Origin of the sequence: Nocardioides ganghwensis, from assembly GCF_014779655.1 — a bacterium.
Taxonomy (GTDB): Bacteria; Actinomycetota; Actinomycetes; order Propionibacteriales; family Nocardioidaceae; genus Nocardioides; species Nocardioides ganghwensis.
This window is the reverse complement of the sequence record NZ_JACXYX010000005.1, coordinates 166,999-181,389: the sequence shown is the minus strand read 5'-3', so window position 1 is coordinate 181,389 and position 14,391 is coordinate 166,999. Positions and strand designations below refer to the sequence as shown.

Below are 14,391 nucleotides of genomic sequence, written 5' to 3'. Positions count from 1 at the left end.
GGAGGGTGCCGCAGGGCATATCGGAGGGCGTACGCCGTGGGGCCCTCGCGAGGAACGAGCGCGGTCCGGTCGGTGGTCGCGGTGCGAGCGCAGCGAGCCTCGAGACCACGCCCGAGATCACCCGTCACAGCCGAGGCCCAGTGTCGGTGGGCTTCCGTATCATCGAACACATGATCGAAGCGCTGGCGGGGCCCGGAGCAGGTGAGGTCGACGACCTCACCGCCTCCGACCTGCTCGCGCTCGCCCGCGAGCGGAAGGCCGTCGAAGAACAGGCCGCAGCCGATCTCCTCGAGGTTGCTGCCCGGTGGGCCGACCTGCACCCGCCGGAGTCCATCCACGACGCCGCCTCGTTCACCGTGCCGGGGTGTGAGCACGAGGAGCCCATCGCCGGCGAGGGCGCACCCCTGGTCGCGGAGTTCTGTGTCGCCGAGCTCGGCACCGTCCTCGGCATCTCGACCACCGCGGCGAAGAAGCTCATCGGTCACGCGTTGGAGCTGCGCCATCGGCTTCCGCGGTTGTGGGAGCAGGTCCACGCCGGGCAGGTGCCGGCGTGGCGAGCGCGGGCCGTCGCGGAGGCCACTATCCACGCGGCTCCTTCCCTCACCCGTGAGGCGGCGGGGTTCGTCGACTCCCAGGTCGCCGCCGTGGCCGGGCGGATCGGGCAGGCGCAGCTCGACCGCCTCCTCGCGGAGACGATCAGGCGCTACGACCTCGCCACCGCCGACCCCACCAAGGACCCCGAGGAGGGGTGGCAGCACGTCGACCCGCGGCACGTCACCGTGGACAAGGACGACGTGCACTACGCCGGCACCCTGCACCTCGAGGCCGACCTCGACCTCGCCGACGCCCTCGACCTCGACCGTGCCGTGGCCCACCACGCAGCACTCCAGAAGGCCCTCGGCTCGACCGAATCGCTGGACGTGCGTCGGGCCAAGGCGCTCGGGGACCTCGCCCGCACGCAGACCGCGCTCGACCTCCACGCCCAGGACGACTCAGCCCAGAACGGCAGTGGATTCGAGGCTCGCGGAGCTCATCCTCAGGAGCCGAGGGACGAGGCGCCTCGAACGGCTCGCACCTCAACCACCGACGAGGCCAGCACCTCCCCCACCGAAGACGACAAGCCGGACCTGCCGGCGGCGCGTGAGGTGGTCATCCACGCCCACTTCGACGCCACCCTCTCCGGTGAGCAGACGGTGTTCGGGCCGACCGGTCGGATGGAGAACGGGCAGCGCCTGATCCTGCTGGACCAGATCCGATCTTGGTGCGCCGACTCCCGTACGAAGGTGACGATCAAGCCCGTCATCGACCTCAACACCCAGCTCACCGCCCAGGGCTACGACATCCCCGACCGGATCCGCGAGCAGGTCATCCTCCGCGATCGCACCTGCGTGTTCCCTCGGTGCACCCGCCCCGCCCGCGGCTGCGACATCGACCACATCGTCGAGTACGACCACGCCGACACCGAGGGCAGACCCCAACCCGGACCCACCCAGACCGACAACCTCGCCTGCCTGTGCCGGTTCCACCACCGACTCAAGACCCACTCCCCTTGGAACTACCGGATGACTGAGCCAGGGGTGTTCGAGTGGACCTCCCCCCACGGCCACCACTACCGCCGCGACCACACCGGCACCACCGCACTCGACCCACCCGAACCGCCCGGCATCCCGCGACCCCGCCGACGATGACCCCGCCCCACGCCCCGCCAGAGCAACACGTGGTGGGGCCACGGGCGCGTCCTGATCCGCTGTCGTCCGCCGCGCAGCACCTGCGTCCCGCTCTACCCCCGATCTGACGCATCCACGACCGGGCGGCGCAGCACGACGATCAGGGGAGCGAGCCACAGGGCGCCCACGAGACGACGGCCGCGCAGTACAGCTGCCCGGCCGGCGGTTCGGACCCGACGACTCGCGTGAGCATCCGCGCTCAACGTGAACCTGCTGCGCCCGCGCGTTCGTGCGCAGGACCGGCACGCACCTCAGCCCAGCGCCGACCGCACCGCCCCGGCGACCTCGACCACATCGACCTCACCGGACGTGTCCACCTCCAGGAGCGGCCCCAGCCCGAGCGGAGCCACCTCCTCGCCCCACAGCTCGGTCTCGTCCCGCAGCCCGTCGAGGTGCCGCTCGTCGCTCACCCGGAGGAGGTAACGCTCGCGAGCGACCTCCAGCGGGACGCGGCACCGGACTTCGACGACCGGCCCGGGCAGCGACCGGGCGAGCGGCTCCGCGTACGGGTACCAGGTGCTGTCGATGACCGCTGCCGGGTAGCCCTGCGCGACGGCCAGCAGTGCGTGCACCGCGGCGCGGCCCAACCGGCGGGACGCCTCCACGTCGGGCGGCGCACCCAGGGCGTCCATGAGCGCTTCCTTGACCACGTCCTTGGCGAGGTGCGGGACGCCCAGCTCCGACGCCAGCGCGCGCGACAGCGTCGTCTTGCCCGACCCGGGCCAGCCGCCGACGAGCACGAACCCCCGCACGCCCGAGCCCGCGTACGTCAGCCGGCGAGCGCGGCCCGCAGCCGCGCGGCGTCGACCCGCCAGAAGTCGTGCTGGCGGCCGTCGACCAGGGTCACCGGGATCTCGTCGCGGTAGCGGTCCTCGAGGTCGTCGTCGGTGGTGATGTCGACCTCCTCGTACGTCTCCCCGAGGTCGGCGCACACGGCCTCGATCACGGCCCGGGCGTCGTCGCAGAGGTGGCACCCGGGGCGGGAGTAGAGGGTGACGCGTGGGGTGGTCACTCGAGCAGCCCCTGGACGCGACGGCGCTCGATGCCGCGCAGCCGGCCCTTCTGCACCTTGCCGGTCGCGGTGAGCGGCAGCTCGTCGACGACCTCGATGCGGGAGGGGTGCTTGAAGCGGGCGAGCCGGACCACGGCGTGCGCCCGGACCGCCTCCTCGAGGTGGGTGCGGGCGTTCGCGAGGCCGCCGACGGGGACGACGTACGCCACCACGGCCTCGCCGGTCTCGTCGTCGGGGACACCGATCACCGCGGCGTCGGCCACCCCGTCGACCTCGCGGATCACGTCCTCGACCTCGGTCGGATAGACGTTGAACCCGCTGACGATGACCAGCTCCTTGACCCGGTCGACGAGGAAGAGGTCGCCGCTGGCGTCGAGGAAACCGACGTCACCGGTGGAGTACCAGCCATCCGCGTCGGGGCCGTCGGACCCGTCCGGCCAGTAGCCGCTGAAGAGGTTGTCGCCGCGGACCTGGATCTGGCCGGGGTCCTCCCCCTCGACCTGTCCCCACGTCTCGTCGACGAGACGCAGCTCGATCCCGGGGAGGGCCGCGCCGACCGAGCCCGCGTGGGGCTCCTTGCTGCACAGCGTGCTGGTCACGACCGGCGCCGCCTCGGTGAGCCCGTAGCCCTGGTGGACGGGGATGCCGGTGAGCGAGGTGAACTGCTCGATCACCTCGCGCTCGAGCGGCGCCGAGCCCGACAGCACCAGCCGGACCGGGCCGAGGCGCTCACGCAGGTGCTCGTCGGGCAGCCAGTGGGCGAAGACGGGCGGCGCGATCGGCACCACGCTGCAGGCCTCGTCGTCGATCAGGTCGAGGACCGCCTGCGGGTCGTAGTGCTCCACGAGCAGCAGCCGCGCGCGGTGGCGCAGGACCCCGCCGAGCACGGCGTTGAGGCCGTAGACGTGGAACAGCGGCAGCACGCCGAGCACGACGTCGTCGCCGTGCATCATCGGCGGCTCGACCGCGGCCACCTGCTCGATGTTGGCGAGCAGGGCGCGGTGGCTGAGCATCGCCGCGCGCGGGAGGCCGGAGGTGCCGCTCGTGTAGAGCAGGGCGGCGAGCTTCTCGGGGTCCGGCAGCGGCGGCACCGGGCGTACGACGTCCGCGCGCAGGTCGTCGAGCGCGAGCTCGCCCTCGCCCGGCTCGGCACCGGTGACGACGACGGTCGGCGCGGTGGCCTCGGGACCCAGCTCCTCGAGCGCGCGGCGTACGACGTCGAGAGCGGTCTCGTCGACGACCACGAGGCGGGAGCCGGAGTCGGCGACCATCCGCGCGACCTCGCCGGCCGTCGACCTCGGGTTGACCGGCACCGCGACGACCTGGGCCCGGAGGACCGCGAGGTAGGTCGTGACGAACTCGATCCGGTTGCCGACGACGATCATCACCCGCTGCCCGGCGCGTACGCCGTGGGCACCCAGGCCGGTCGCGAGGCGGGCGACCTCGTCCTCGAGCTGCGCCCAGGTGAGCGAGCGCCCGCCGCTCTCGACGAGGGCCTGCCGGTCGGGGACGTCCGCGGCGGCCTCGGCCACCAACGCGGAGATGTCGTTGCGCGGCATGGGCCGATCCTTCCACAGCTAGGCTTGACGGGTGACCCCGTCCGAGCGACCGCGACGCCTCAACCTGCAGCAGCGCTCGGCCCTCGCGGGCGAGGCGGCGGCGGCCTCGGCGGAGGTCGAGAACGCGCTCCTCACGCCCAGCGACCCCACCGCCGCTGCGTTCTTCGACGTCGACAACACGGTCATGCAGGGCGCGAGCATCTTCCACTTCGCCCGCGGACTGCACCGCCGCCGGTTCTTCACCACGCGCGAGATCGCCTCGGCCGCGTGGAAGCAGGCCTACTTCCGCATCGTCGGCGTCGAGGACCCCGAGCACGTCGCCGAGGCCCGCAACTCGGCGCTGTCCTTCATCGCCGGGCACACCACCGCCGAGCTCGAGGAGCTCGGCGAGGAGATCTTCGACGAGGCGATGGCCCACCGGATCTGGCCCGGCACCCGCGCCCTCGCGCAGCTGCACCTCGACGAGGGCCAGCGCGTGTGGCTGGTGACAGCCGCACCGATCGAGATCGCCACCATCATCGCCCGTCGTCTCGGCCTCACCGGCGCGCTGGGCACGGTCGCCGAGCACGTGGACGGCGTCTACACCGGTCAGCTCGTCGGCGACCTCCTGCACGGTCCGGCCAAGGCCGAGGCCATCAAGGCGCTCGCCGCCCGCGAGGGTCTCGACCTGGCCCGCTGCTCGGCCTACTCCGACTCCAGCAACGACCTGCCGATGCTGTCGATGGTCGGCGACCCCTGCGCGATCAACCCCGACGCCCGGCTCCGCGCCCACGCCCGCGCCCACGGCTGGCGCATCCACGACTACCGGACCGGGCGCAAGGCCGCCCGCGCGGGACTGGTGGGCGCCGCCGTCGCGGGCGCCGTCACCGGTGCCGTCGCCGCCGGGGTCAGCGTGCGGGGGCGTGGCCGTTCCGCCTGAGGTGTAACTCAAAGTTACTCACGGGTTCACAAGACCGGCTCGGCCGCTTATCGTGGATGATGCTGCAACCGGGAGGGGACACCGCATGCGGTCATCAGACGACCTTCAGCATGCCTTCGACGAGGGCATGGACGCGCTCAGGCGCGCGGTCCTCGCTGCCCTCTCGCCGCAGCTCGTCCCGCAACCCGCCGGTCACGTCCTGCTGGCCGAGACCGCGGTGCCCGACTCCGCACCCCTGTCGAGCGGAGGGTCCCGCGGGTCGAGCCCCGTCGGCGACGAGGACCGCGCGACGTCCTCGGAGGTCGACGAGGCCGAGCGCGAGCGGCTGATCGCACTGGTCGAGCTGGCACGGGCCGGCGACAAGGAGGCGTTCGGCCTCCTCTACGACCACTACCACCTCTCGGTCTACCGCTTCCTCTACTACCGCACCCGCTCGCAGACGCTGGCCGAGGACCTCACCTCGGAGACGTTCTTCCGCGCGCTGCGGAGCATGAACAACTTCCGGTGGCAGGGCAAGGACTTCGGCGCCTGGCTGATGACGATCGCGCGCAACCTCACCACGGACCACTTCAAGGCCGGTCGCACCCGCCTGGAGATGACCACCGAGGACATGACGCCGCACGACGACACCACCGAGGGCCCCGAGAGCGCGGTGCTCGCGGGGCTCACCAACGAGGTGCTCCTCAAGGCCCTCACCGAGCTGCCCACCGAGCAGCGCGAGTGCCTGATCATGCGTTTCCTCCAGGGCCTGTCGATCGCGGAGACGGCCCGGGCCCTCGACCGGTCGGACGGCGCCGTCAAGCAGCTGCAGCTCCGCGGCGTACGCAACCTGGCCAAGCTGCTGCCGGAGGGGTTGAGAGACACGTGACACACCCCGTAACTCCAGCCTCGCCTGACTCGTTCGTCCGTGTGGGAGGAACCACCCGCAGTGAGACAGGACGACCGCGATGACACCCGCCTTCTCGGCACGACGGCGTGCCGACGACTTCGAGGCACTCCTCTCCCGCGACCCCGGCACCCCGCTCACCGAGCGTGACGCGGAGCGGTTCGCGGCCCTCCTCGAGGTGGTCGCCGACCTGCGGTCGGTCCCCCAGCCGACGCCGCGCGCCGACTTCGTGTCGTCGCTGCGCGAGAGCCTGATGGCCGAGGCCGACACCGTCCTGGTCCACCAGCCCGCCGCGACGCCGCGACTCGCGATGCCCACCTCCTCCCGCACCCGCCAGCGCCGCATCGGCGCCCTGCTCGGCGGCGCCGCGCTCGTCGGCTCCGCGGCGACCATGGCCGTGGCCGCCCAGACCGCCCTGCCAGGCGAGTCCCTCTACGGCGTGAAGCGGAGCATCGAGTCCGCGCAGGTACGCCTCGCGACCGACGACGCCGCCCGCGGGCGCGCGCTGGTGGCACAGGCAAGCACCCGCCTCACCGAGCTCGAGGAGCTGACGGCCGGGGATGCGGGAGACCAGCTGGTCGCCGACACGCTCGACACCTTCACCCGCCAGTCCAGCGACGGTGTGGGCAGCCTGCTGACCGCCTACGAGGCCACGGGCAGCGACCGCGACGCGCAGGACGCCCGCGACTTCACCACCGCCAGCATGGATCGCCTCGAGTCGCTCGAGGACCAGCTGCCCGAGAGCGCCCGCGACGAGCTGGTCGCCGCCGGCCGCACGCTCAGCGACCTCGACCTCGAGATCAGCAACGCGTGCCTGGCGTGCACCGGCGGCATCACCACGATCCCGGACTTCCTGCTGGCCAGCGCGCCGACGGACCTTCTCGAGGGTCTCGACGCGGACGAGCTGACGCTCGAGACGGCTCCGATCTCGGGCCAGGACCTCACGGGCATCACGGTGCCGGAGGAGCTCGACCCGCAGCAGCCGCTGCCCACGGCGGGCCTGCCGTCCACGCCCGCCGCGTCGACGCCGACGCTCCCCGTCCCGACCACGACCCAGCCCACCAAGACCGAGCCGACCAGGCCGGTCGACGAGGTCACCGAGACCGTCACCGACACCACCGGCGGGCTCGTCGACGAGCTCGACGACGCCACCGGCGGCGCCGTCGGCGGACTGACGACCGACCTCGACGACGCCACCGGCGGCCTCATCGGCGAGGTCACCGGGACGCTCGACAACGCCACGGGCGGCACCCTCGGCGACGCGACGGGCAACCTGCTGCCCTGACGCCGCCGTGATCCCCAGCGCTAGCTGAAGACCCCGTCGCGCTCGCGCAGCAGGTCGAAGAGCGTGTGCTGGATGGTCTCGCGCACCTGGTCGGTGACGTTGAAGACCAGCATCGGGTCCTCGGCCTCGGCGGAGTCGTAGGAGTCGGTGCGGATCGGCTCGCCGAACTCGAGGATCCACTTCGACGGCAGCGGCACCAGCCCGAGCGGTCCGAGCCACGGGAAGAACGGCGTGATCGGGATGTAGGGGACGCCGAGGAGGCGCGCCAGCGACGGCACGTTGCCGACCAGCGGATAGATCTCCTCCGCGCCGACCACGGAGAGCGGGATGATCGGTACGCCGGTGCGCAGCGCCGCGGACACGAACCCGCCGCGACCGAACCGCTGGAGCTTGTAGCGCTCGCTGAAGGGCTTGCCGATGCCCTTGAAGCCCTCGGGCCACACGCCGACCAGGTCGCCGCCCGACAGCATCCGCTCGGCGTCCTCGATGCAGGCCAGCGTCGCGCCGCCCTTGCGGGCCAGCGAGCTGACGACCGGCAGCCGGAAGACGAGGTCGGCGCCGAGCGGGCGCAGGAAGCGCCCGGTGTGGTCGTGCACGGTGAGCATGGTCATCAGGCCGTCGAGGGGGACCGTGCCGGAGTGGTTGGACACCACCAGCGCGCCGCCCTCGGCGGGGATGTTCTCGAGGCCGCGGACCTCGAGACGGAACCACTTCTGCGCGATCGGGCGCAGCGCTGCCATGAAGAAGCGCTCGGTGAGCTCGCGGTCGAAGCCGTAGTCGTCGACCTCGTAGTCGCCCTCGAGCCGGCGGCGTACGAACGCCATCAGCTCGGCGAGGCGGCGCTCCCAGTCGTCGCCGAACACCTCGTGCGCGGCGCCCTGGAGCGCGGACAGCCACTCACCGACCGGGATGCCGGTCGTGGGCGGCGTCTCGGCGGTCTGCTGCTGGGTCGGAGCGGCCTCCGGCTCCGCGCGGGGCGGCTGTGCCTTCTTGGTGGAGGACTTGGTGGAGGACTTGGCGGAGGACTTGCCGGAGGACTTGGCGGAGGACTTCGGGGCCGGCTTGGAGGCCGACTTGGCGGACGGGGCCAGGTTGCGGGCGGCCGAGGAGGGCCGCGCGCTGCCGGAGCCACGACCGGGACGGCCGCCGGTTCCGATCGGGATCACGACGGCGTCCTGGGTGCCGTTGCGGGCTTCCTCAGGCACGGCCGGCTCCTTGCGTGGGGCGGGATCCGGCAGGCGACAGCTCACGGCAGAAGTCGGCGAAGGCCTCCGCGGTGGTGAAGCGCGGCTCGAAGCCGAGCTCGCTGCGCATCCGGGTGGTGTCCACACCCCGACCGTAGGTCAGGAACCCCAGCTGCTCGGGCGAGAAGTCCGAGATGCGGGCCTGCCGCATGGTCGCGCCGAGGCGACCGACGGCGAAGCTCGGCAGCGCGACCGAGGGACGGCCGAGGCGGCGTACGGCCTGGCTCAACGTCATCAGCCCGTCGCCGGCGACGTTGAAGGTGCCGGGGATGCCGGAGACCGCGGCGTGCCGCAGGACCCGCAGCAGGTCGTCCTCGTGGAGGAACTGCAGCCGCGGGTCGAAGCCGAGGACGCGCGGCACCACGGGCAGGCGGAAGTAGTTGGTGAGCGGGCTCGACACGTGCGGACCGATCACGTTGGCCGCGCGGATCATCGTCACGTCGACGTCGGGGCGCCGGCGGGCGAAGCCGCGGACGTAGCCCTCGACCTCGAAGACGTCCTTGCCGTAGCCCGAGGAGGGCAGGCGCTTGGGCCCCATGTCCTCGGTGAACATCGCGGGGTCACGAGGGCTGGAGCCGTAGACGGTGGTGGTCGACTTCACGACCAGGCGCTCGACGGTCGTCGACTTCTGGCACGCAGCGAGCAGCTGCATGGAGCCGATGACGTTGAGCTCCTTCATCGTCCCGCGACCGCCGGCCGAGCCGGGCGTCGCGATCACGCTCATGTGGACGACGGTGTCGACGTCCTCCTTGGCGATGACCTTGGCGATGACGGGGTTGCGGATGTCGGCGCGGACGAACGAGACGTCCCCGATGTCGCCCCGCGGCGGGACGACGTCGACCCCGATGACTCGATCGATGGACGGGTCGCCGGCCGCGGCGCGCGCGAAGCGTCGCCCTATGTCCCGGGAGATCCCGGTGACCAGCACGACCCGCCCCATGGTCGAGGGTGTTACTTGCCGAGCTTGCGGCGCTGGACGCGCGTCTTCTTGAGAAGCTTGCGGTGCTTCTTCTTGGCCATGCGCTTGCGCCGCTTCTTGATGACAGAACCCACGTGGATCAGACCTTTCCTTGCGACCGGCGTTCGCCGGTCGGACCCGCACACCCTACTTGGCAGGGAGGTGGACCGCGGAATCGAGTCGGAGCGGTGGGATCCCGTCCGTGACGGGCGACGTCAGCCGGCGTTGTAGAAGCTCTTGCGGAGGTACTCGTTGACGTCGTCCTCGGTGACCCGGAACGAACGGCCGACGCGCACCGCGGGGAGCTCGCCCCCGTGGACGAGCCGGTAGACCGTCATCTTCGAGACGCGCATCTTGGCTGCGACCTCGGCAATGGTCAGGAACTGCGCCTCGGACATGTCGCCAGGGGTGTTCTCAGCCATGGTGTGCACCGATCCTTCTTCGCGGCGACGGCGCCGGCTTCCTCGCCGGCGTCACAGGCGTGCCGCTTTTGGTGAGAATAGGGCTCGCGTGACGCGTGGGGAAGAGGAATGCCAGAGAAACTTGTGTGACTGGCGGCGTGTCGGGTTGAACCTTTACCTTTCCTAGATCTCGGCTGCCGGATCTAGGGGAGCGGGTCGAGGCCGTGGAGCGGGAACACCTCGGTGCGGGTGGCGTTGATCGCGCGGTCGAGCCAGGCCTCCGGGTCGTAGCCCGCCGACCAGTCGCGGTAGGCCGGCGTACGCCCGTCCGTCATGCGGTGGGGGGCGGTGGCGCCCAGTACCTCGGTGACGTACGCCCGCCAACGCGGCGGCGTCGCGAGCGCGGGGTCGAGCGGGCGGCCGGCGGCGATCGCGAGCAGGTGCGCCCAGGCGCGGGGGACGACGTCGACGATCGAGTAGCCGCCGCCCCCGGTGACGACCCAGCGACCGCCCGCGACCTCGTGGGCGAGCTCGTGGAGCGCCAGGTAGGCCGCGCGCTGGCCGTCGATGCTGAGCATCATGTGGGCGAGCGGGTCGTTCATGTGGGAGTCGCAGCCGTGCTGGGTGACCAGCACCTCGGGGGCGAACTCGCGCAGCACCGGCGGCACGACGGCGTGGAAGGCCCGCAGCCACCCCGCGTCGGAGGTGCCCGGCGGGAGGGCGACGTTGACCGCGGTGCCCTCGGCGCCGGGGCCGCCGGTGTCGGAGGGGAAGCCGGTCCCGGGGAAGAGCATCTGCCCGGTCTCGTGCAGCGACACCGTGAGGACCCGCGGGTCGTCCCAGAAGATCTTCTCCACGCCGTCGCCGTGGTGGACGTCGATGTCGACGTAGGCCACCCGCTCGGCGCCGTCGGCGAGCAGCTGCTTGATGCCGACGGCGACGTCGTTGTAGATGCAGAACCCGCTTGCCTTCTCCGGCATGGCGTGGTGGAGGCCGCCGGCGATGTTGACCGAGTGCAGCGACTCCCCGCTCCACACCTGGCGGAAGGCCTCGAGGGTGGCACCGACCACGTGGGCGCTGGCGAGGTGCATGTCGGCGAAGACGGGGTCGTCCTCGGTGCCGAGGCCCCGGGACGCGTCCTCGTAGCCGGGTGTCGCACCGGCCCGCGTCACCGCGTCGATCAGCCCCTGGTCGTGCACGGTGGCGATCTGCTCGTCGGTGGCGACGGGCGCGTCGACCAGCTTGATCAGCTCGAGGACGCCGAGCTCCTCGGCCAGCCGCATCGTCAGGTCGACCCGCACGGGCGACATCGGGTGGGTGGGCCCGAAGTTGTACTCGCAGAGGGTCTGGTCGAACACGACTGACGTGGGCCCGACGCACTCCATGTGGCGGACGTTACTCCCACCCGGTCCGGTCAGCTGCCCTCGGCCAGCTCGCGGGACCGGTTGCGCGCTGCCTCCATCGCCGCCAGGAACGCCGCGCGGACCCGGTGGATCTCGAGCTCGCGCAGGGCGGAGGCGGTCGTACCGCTGGGCGAGGTGACCTGCTCGCGGAGCACGACGGGGTGGGTGCCGGTCTCACGCAGCATCGCAGCGGACCCGACGAGGGTCTGCACGACGAGCTCGGTCGCCGTGGCGCGCGGCAGCCCGAGGTGGACGCCCGCCTCGATCATCGACTCGACGACGAAGAAGATGTAGGCCGGGCCGGACCCGGAGATCGCGGTGACCGCGTCCATCTGCTTCTCGGGGATGCGGAGGACCTTGCCGGTGGAGGCCATCAGCGACTCGACCTCGGCGAGGTGGGCCTCGTCGCAGTGCTGGCCCGGCGAGATGGCCGCCATGCCCTCGTCGACGAGCGCCGGCGTGTTGGGCATGACCCGTACGACGGCGACGCCCTCGGGCACCCGCGACTCGATGAAGGCGGTGGTGATGCCGGCGGCCAGCGACACGACGAGCTGCCCGGCTCGCAGGTCGGGCGCGATCTCGTCGAGCACGTCGCCCATGTCCTGCGGCTTGACGACGAGCGCGACCGTGTCGGCCTTCGCGGCCGCCTCGCGGTTGGAGACCACGGCGACGCCGTAGCGCTCCTCGAGCTCGCGGGCCCGCTCGGCACGCTTCTCGCCGACCATCAGCTGGTCGACCCGGCGCCCGGCGCGCACCAGCCCGGAGAGCAGGGTCTCCCCCATCACGCCGGCGCCGATGATGGCTGTAGTCATGACGCCAACCTACTGCGCCTGCTCCTTCGTCGCAGACGCTGTGGTCTCACTTCTTGGAGACGAGGGAGCGTACGAAGAACGCCAGGTTCTGGGGCTTCTCGGCCAGGCGGCGCATGAGGTAGCCGTACCACTCGGTGCCGTAGGGGATGTAGACCCGCACCGACTCGCCGGCCGCGGCGAGGCGCTTCTGCTCCTCGGGCCGGATGCCGTAGAGCATCTGGAACTCGTAGGTCCCCGGGCGGCGGCCGAACCGGCTGGCGAGGGATGAGGCGATCTGGACCATCCGCGGGTCGTGGGTGGCGACCATGGGGTAGCCCTGCCCGCCGAGCAGCACCTTGAGGCAGCGTACGTAGGCCTTGTCGACGTCGAGCCGGTCCTGGAAGGCGACGTCCGCGGGCTCCATGTAGGCGCCCTTGCAGAGCCGGACGCGGGAGCCCTCGTAGGCGAGCGCGCGGCAGTCGGCCTCGGTGCGGTGCAGCATCGCCTGGAGCACGGCGCCCGTCTCGGGGAAGTCCTTGCGCAGCTCGCGCAGGATCGTCAGCGTCGAGTCGGTGGTGGTGTGGTCCTCCATGTCGAGGGTCACCGTGGTGCCGGCGTTGCGGGCGGCGCGGCAGATGTCGCGGGCGTTCTCCAGCGCGACCTTGTGGCCGTTGTCGGGGAGCGACTGCCCGATGGCGCTGAGCTTGACCGACACCTCGGCGTGCGGGGCGAGGCCCCTGGCGGCGAGCTCGGCGAGCAGCTCCTTGTAGGCGGCGACGGTCGCCTCGGCCTGGGCGACGTCGGTGGTGTCCTCGCCGAGGTAGTCCAGCGTCACGCGCAGCCCGTCGTCGACCAGTCCCTGCGTCGCCGCGACGGCGGTCTCCGTGGTCTCACCGGGGACGTAGCCGGTGACGATGCCGCTCGAGACGGGCATCGTGGAGACCAGCCGCTTCACCCCCTGGCTGCGGGCGAGGAGCAGGATCGGCTGGCGGAGCAACGACATGGCCCGAAGGCTACGCCGATCCGCACCGAACCTTCACACCTCCTCCACCCCTTCCGGAGGGGAGCGGGCCTACCGTCGTCTGCATGCCGTCCAGCCCCTCCTCGCGCACCGCGCGCTACGCGATCGCCATGGCCGTGTCCGTCGGCACGGTTCTCTTCCTCCTCCTCGGCATCGGTGCCCTCGGCATCGTCGGCGACGGCGACCGTGACTGGGTCTACCTCGCGGCACCGGCTGTCCTGCTCGTGGTCGCGCTCGCGACGCGCTTCCGCCCGCAGGGGATGGCGTACGCCTCCGGCGCGGCGGCGGCCACCACCGTGGTCGCGGGCGCCGTGGCCATCGGCCTGGTCGCCACCGACGACGTGGCGGCCTCCGTCCCCGACGTCGTCATGCTGACCGCGATGTACGCCGGGCTGTTCGCCGTCGGCGCCTGGCTGTTCGCCCGGGTCAGGGCGTCCGGCGCCTGAGGGTGGCGGCACCCAGCGCCAGTGCTGCGACCGCGAAGCACGCCACGACCGTGACGTCGCGCCACACCTCCCCCGTGTCGGCAGCGCCGACGAGCACCTGCATCGCGTCGACGGCGTACGACAGGGGCAGCACGTCGCTGATCGCCTCGAGCACCCCCGGCATCGCCTCGCGCGGGACGAAGAGCCCGCACAGCAGGATCTGCGGCAGCACGAAGGCCGGCATGAACTGCACCGCCTGGAACTCGGTGGTCGCGAAGGCGCTGACCAGCAGGCCCAGCGCGGTGCCGAGGACGGCGTCGGCGACGGCGACCACGCCGAGCAGCCAGACCGGACCCTGCACCTCGAGGCCGAGCAGACCCACGCTGACGGCCACGGCCAGCGCCGACTGGACCGCGGCGAGCAGGCCGAAGGCGAGGGCGTAGCCGAGGAGGAAGTCGAGCTTCCCGAGCGGCATCGTGAGCAGCCGCTCGAGCGTGCCGGACGAGCGTTCGCGCAGGGTCGTCACGCTCGTCACGAGGAACATGACGATGAAGGGGAACATCGCGAGCAGGCCGGGACCGAAGCGGTCGAACAGGTCGGGGTCGAGGTCCTCGAACATCCACCACAGCAGGCTGATCAGCGCGCAGGGCACCACCAGGAGCATGGCCAGGGTGCGGTGGTCACGGCGGACCTGCCGCAGCACGCGGCCCGCGACGGCGAGCGTGATGCGCGCGTTCATTGCGGGGTCCCTGCGGCGTTG

General features: G+C 71.9%; 16 protein-coding genes. 5 read left to right on the top strand and 11 right to left on the bottom strand.

Annotated features, from left to right (window positions below; all coding sequences use genetic code 11):
• Positions 1-170: 170 nt before the first annotated feature.
• Entirely contained in the window at positions 171-1,688 is a 1,518-nt protein-coding gene (locus IEZ24_RS07900) for an HNH endonuclease signature motif containing protein (protein ID WP_191192830.1), read from the top strand.
• Positions 1,689-1,978: 290 nt separating this feature from the next.
• Here the strand turns inward: IEZ24_RS07900 and IEZ24_RS07895 are convergent, their stop codons facing one another.
• The 3 genes from IEZ24_RS07895 to IEZ24_RS07885 are packed head-to-tail and all read right to left on the bottom strand — an operon-like array spanning position 1,979 to position 4,298.
• Positions 1,979-2,479, bottom strand: coding sequence for an AAA family ATPase (locus tag IEZ24_RS07895; RefSeq protein WP_207206780.1), 501 nt, complete (start codon positions 2,477-2,479; stop codon positions 1,979-1,981).
• 17 nt (positions 2,480-2,496) lie between these two features.
• Positions 2,497-2,739 carry a glutaredoxin family protein gene (locus IEZ24_RS07890; RefSeq protein WP_129454858.1) on the bottom strand — a complete coding sequence of 81 codons (243 nt, stop codon included), beginning with the start codon at positions 2,737-2,739 and terminating at the stop codon, positions 2,497-2,499.
• Positions 2,736-4,298: a class I adenylate-forming enzyme family protein gene (locus tag IEZ24_RS07885; protein WP_129454859.1), complete on the bottom strand. Its 1,563-nt coding sequence runs from the start codon at positions 4,296-4,298 to the stop codon at positions 2,736-2,738. Before IEZ24_RS07885 ends, IEZ24_RS07890 begins: the two co-directional genes overlap by 4 nt.
• Before the next feature lie 31 nt (positions 4,299-4,329).
• Between IEZ24_RS07885 and IEZ24_RS07880 the strand changes: the two genes are divergently transcribed.
• The 3 genes from IEZ24_RS07880 (at position 4,330) to IEZ24_RS07870 (ending at position 7,388) form a co-directional block, all read left to right on the top strand.
• Positions 4,330-5,217, top strand: a complete 888-nt coding sequence (locus IEZ24_RS07880) for an HAD family hydrolase (RefSeq protein ID WP_129454860.1) — start codon at positions 4,330-4,332, stop codon at positions 5,215-5,217.
• Between the two features lie 85 nt (positions 5,218-5,302).
• Positions 5,303-6,085 (top strand): sigma-70 family RNA polymerase sigma factor, encoded by a 783-nt coding sequence (locus IEZ24_RS07875; protein ID WP_224745007.1) that lies wholly within the window; start codon positions 5,303-5,305, stop codon positions 6,083-6,085.
• A 79-nt stretch (positions 6,086-6,164) separates the two neighbouring features.
• A complete protein-coding gene (locus tag IEZ24_RS07870) occupies positions 6,165-7,388 on the top strand; it encodes a DUF5667 domain-containing protein (protein ID WP_129454861.1) in 1,224 nt (407 codons plus the stop codon).
• Positions 7,389-7,408: 20 nt separating this feature from the next.
• Here IEZ24_RS07870 and IEZ24_RS07865 read toward each other — a convergent pair whose 3' ends face one another.
• From IEZ24_RS07865 to IEZ24_RS07835, 7 genes are all read right to left on the bottom strand, one after another.
• Positions 7,409-8,593: a lysophospholipid acyltransferase family protein gene (locus IEZ24_RS07865; RefSeq protein ID WP_242498451.1), complete on the bottom strand. Its 1,185-nt coding sequence runs from the start codon at positions 8,591-8,593 to the stop codon at positions 7,409-7,411.
• On the bottom strand, positions 8,586-9,572 hold the full coding sequence (locus tag IEZ24_RS07860) for an SDR family oxidoreductase (RefSeq protein WP_129454863.1): 987 nt from the start codon (positions 9,570-9,572) through the stop codon (positions 8,586-8,588). The genes IEZ24_RS07865 and IEZ24_RS07860 overlap by 8 nt, the downstream gene beginning before the upstream one ends.
• Positions 9,573-9,583: 11 nt before the next feature.
• The gene (locus IEZ24_RS07855) at positions 9,584-9,685 is read right to left on the bottom strand and encodes a 30S ribosomal protein bS22 (RefSeq protein WP_008356322.1); all 102 of its coding nucleotides are present in this window, start codon (positions 9,683-9,685) and stop codon (positions 9,584-9,586) included.
• 120 nt (positions 9,686-9,805) lie between these two features.
• The gene (locus tag IEZ24_RS07850; protein WP_129454864.1) at positions 9,806-10,012 is read right to left on the bottom strand and encodes a helix-turn-helix domain-containing protein; all 207 of its coding nucleotides are present in this window, start codon (positions 10,010-10,012) and stop codon (positions 9,806-9,808) included.
• A 182-nt stretch (positions 10,013-10,194) separates the two neighbouring features.
• Complete coding sequence (locus tag IEZ24_RS07845) at positions 10,195-11,376, bottom strand: acetoin utilization protein AcuC (protein WP_129454865.1); 1,182 nt, start codon at positions 11,374-11,376, stop codon at positions 10,195-10,197.
• A gap of 29 nt (positions 11,377-11,405) precedes the next feature.
• Entirely contained in the window at positions 11,406-12,206 is an 801-nt protein-coding gene (gene proC, locus IEZ24_RS07840) for a pyrroline-5-carboxylate reductase (RefSeq protein WP_129454866.1), read from the bottom strand.
• Between the two features lie 46 nt (positions 12,207-12,252).
• Complete coding sequence (locus tag IEZ24_RS07835; RefSeq protein ID WP_224745006.1) at positions 12,253-13,188, bottom strand: proline dehydrogenase family protein; 936 nt, start codon at positions 13,186-13,188, stop codon at positions 12,253-12,255.
• A gap of 83 nt (positions 13,189-13,271) precedes the next feature.
• Here IEZ24_RS07835 and IEZ24_RS07830 point away from each other — a divergent pair, with 83 nt between their 5' ends.
• Positions 13,272-13,652: a hypothetical protein gene (locus IEZ24_RS07830; RefSeq protein ID WP_129454867.1), complete on the top strand. Its 381-nt coding sequence runs from the start codon at positions 13,272-13,274 to the stop codon at positions 13,650-13,652.
• Here IEZ24_RS07830 and IEZ24_RS07825 read toward each other — a convergent pair.
• Positions 13,633-14,370: an ABC transporter permease gene (locus IEZ24_RS07825; RefSeq protein WP_129454868.1), complete on the bottom strand. Its 738-nt coding sequence runs from the start codon at positions 14,368-14,370 to the stop codon at positions 13,633-13,635. The genes IEZ24_RS07830 and IEZ24_RS07825 overlap by 20 nt on opposite strands.
• Positions 14,371-14,391: the final 21 nt, after the last annotated feature.

What these genes read in the sequence shown, in the direction of transcription:
- IEZ24_RS07830 (WP_129454867.1), top strand. Translation starts at nt 13,272, where the DNA reads ATGCCGTCCAGCCCCTCCTCGCGCACCGCGCGCTACGCGATCGCCATG.
- IEZ24_RS07845 (WP_129454865.1), bottom strand. Translation starts at nt 11,376, where the DNA reads ATGGAGTGCGTCGGGCCCACGTCAGTCGTGTTCGACCAGACCCTCTGC.
- IEZ24_RS07850 (WP_129454864.1), bottom strand. Translation starts at nt 10,012, where the DNA reads ATGGCTGAGAACACCCCTGGCGACATGTCCGAGGCGCAGTTCCTGACC.
- IEZ24_RS07885 (WP_129454859.1), bottom strand. Translation starts at nt 4,298, where the DNA reads ATGCCGCGCAACGACATCTCCGCGTTGGTGGCCGAGGCCGCCGCGGAC.
- IEZ24_RS07825 (WP_129454868.1), bottom strand. Translation starts at nt 14,370, where the DNA reads ATGAACGCGCGCATCACGCTCGCCGTCGCGGGCCGCGTGCTGCGGCAG.
- IEZ24_RS07860 (WP_129454863.1), bottom strand. Translation starts at nt 9,572, where the DNA reads ATGGGGCGGGTCGTGCTGGTCACCGGGATCTCCCGGGACATAGGGCGA.
- IEZ24_RS07870 (WP_129454861.1), top strand. Translation starts at nt 6,165, where the DNA reads ATGACACCCGCCTTCTCGGCACGACGGCGTGCCGACGACTTCGAGGCA.
- IEZ24_RS07875 (WP_224745007.1), top strand. Translation starts at nt 5,303, where the DNA reads ATGCGGTCATCAGACGACCTTCAGCATGCCTTCGACGAGGGCATGGAC.
- IEZ24_RS07835 (WP_224745006.1), bottom strand. Translation starts at nt 13,188, where the DNA reads ATGTCGTTGCTCCGCCAGCCGATCCTGCTCCTCGCCCGCAGCCAGGGG.
- proC (WP_129454866.1), bottom strand. Translation starts at nt 12,206, where the DNA reads ATGACTACAGCCATCATCGGCGCCGGCGTGATGGGGGAGACCCTGCTC.
- IEZ24_RS07900 (WP_191192830.1), top strand. Translation starts at nt 171, where the DNA reads ATGATCGAAGCGCTGGCGGGGCCCGGAGCAGGTGAGGTCGACGACCTC.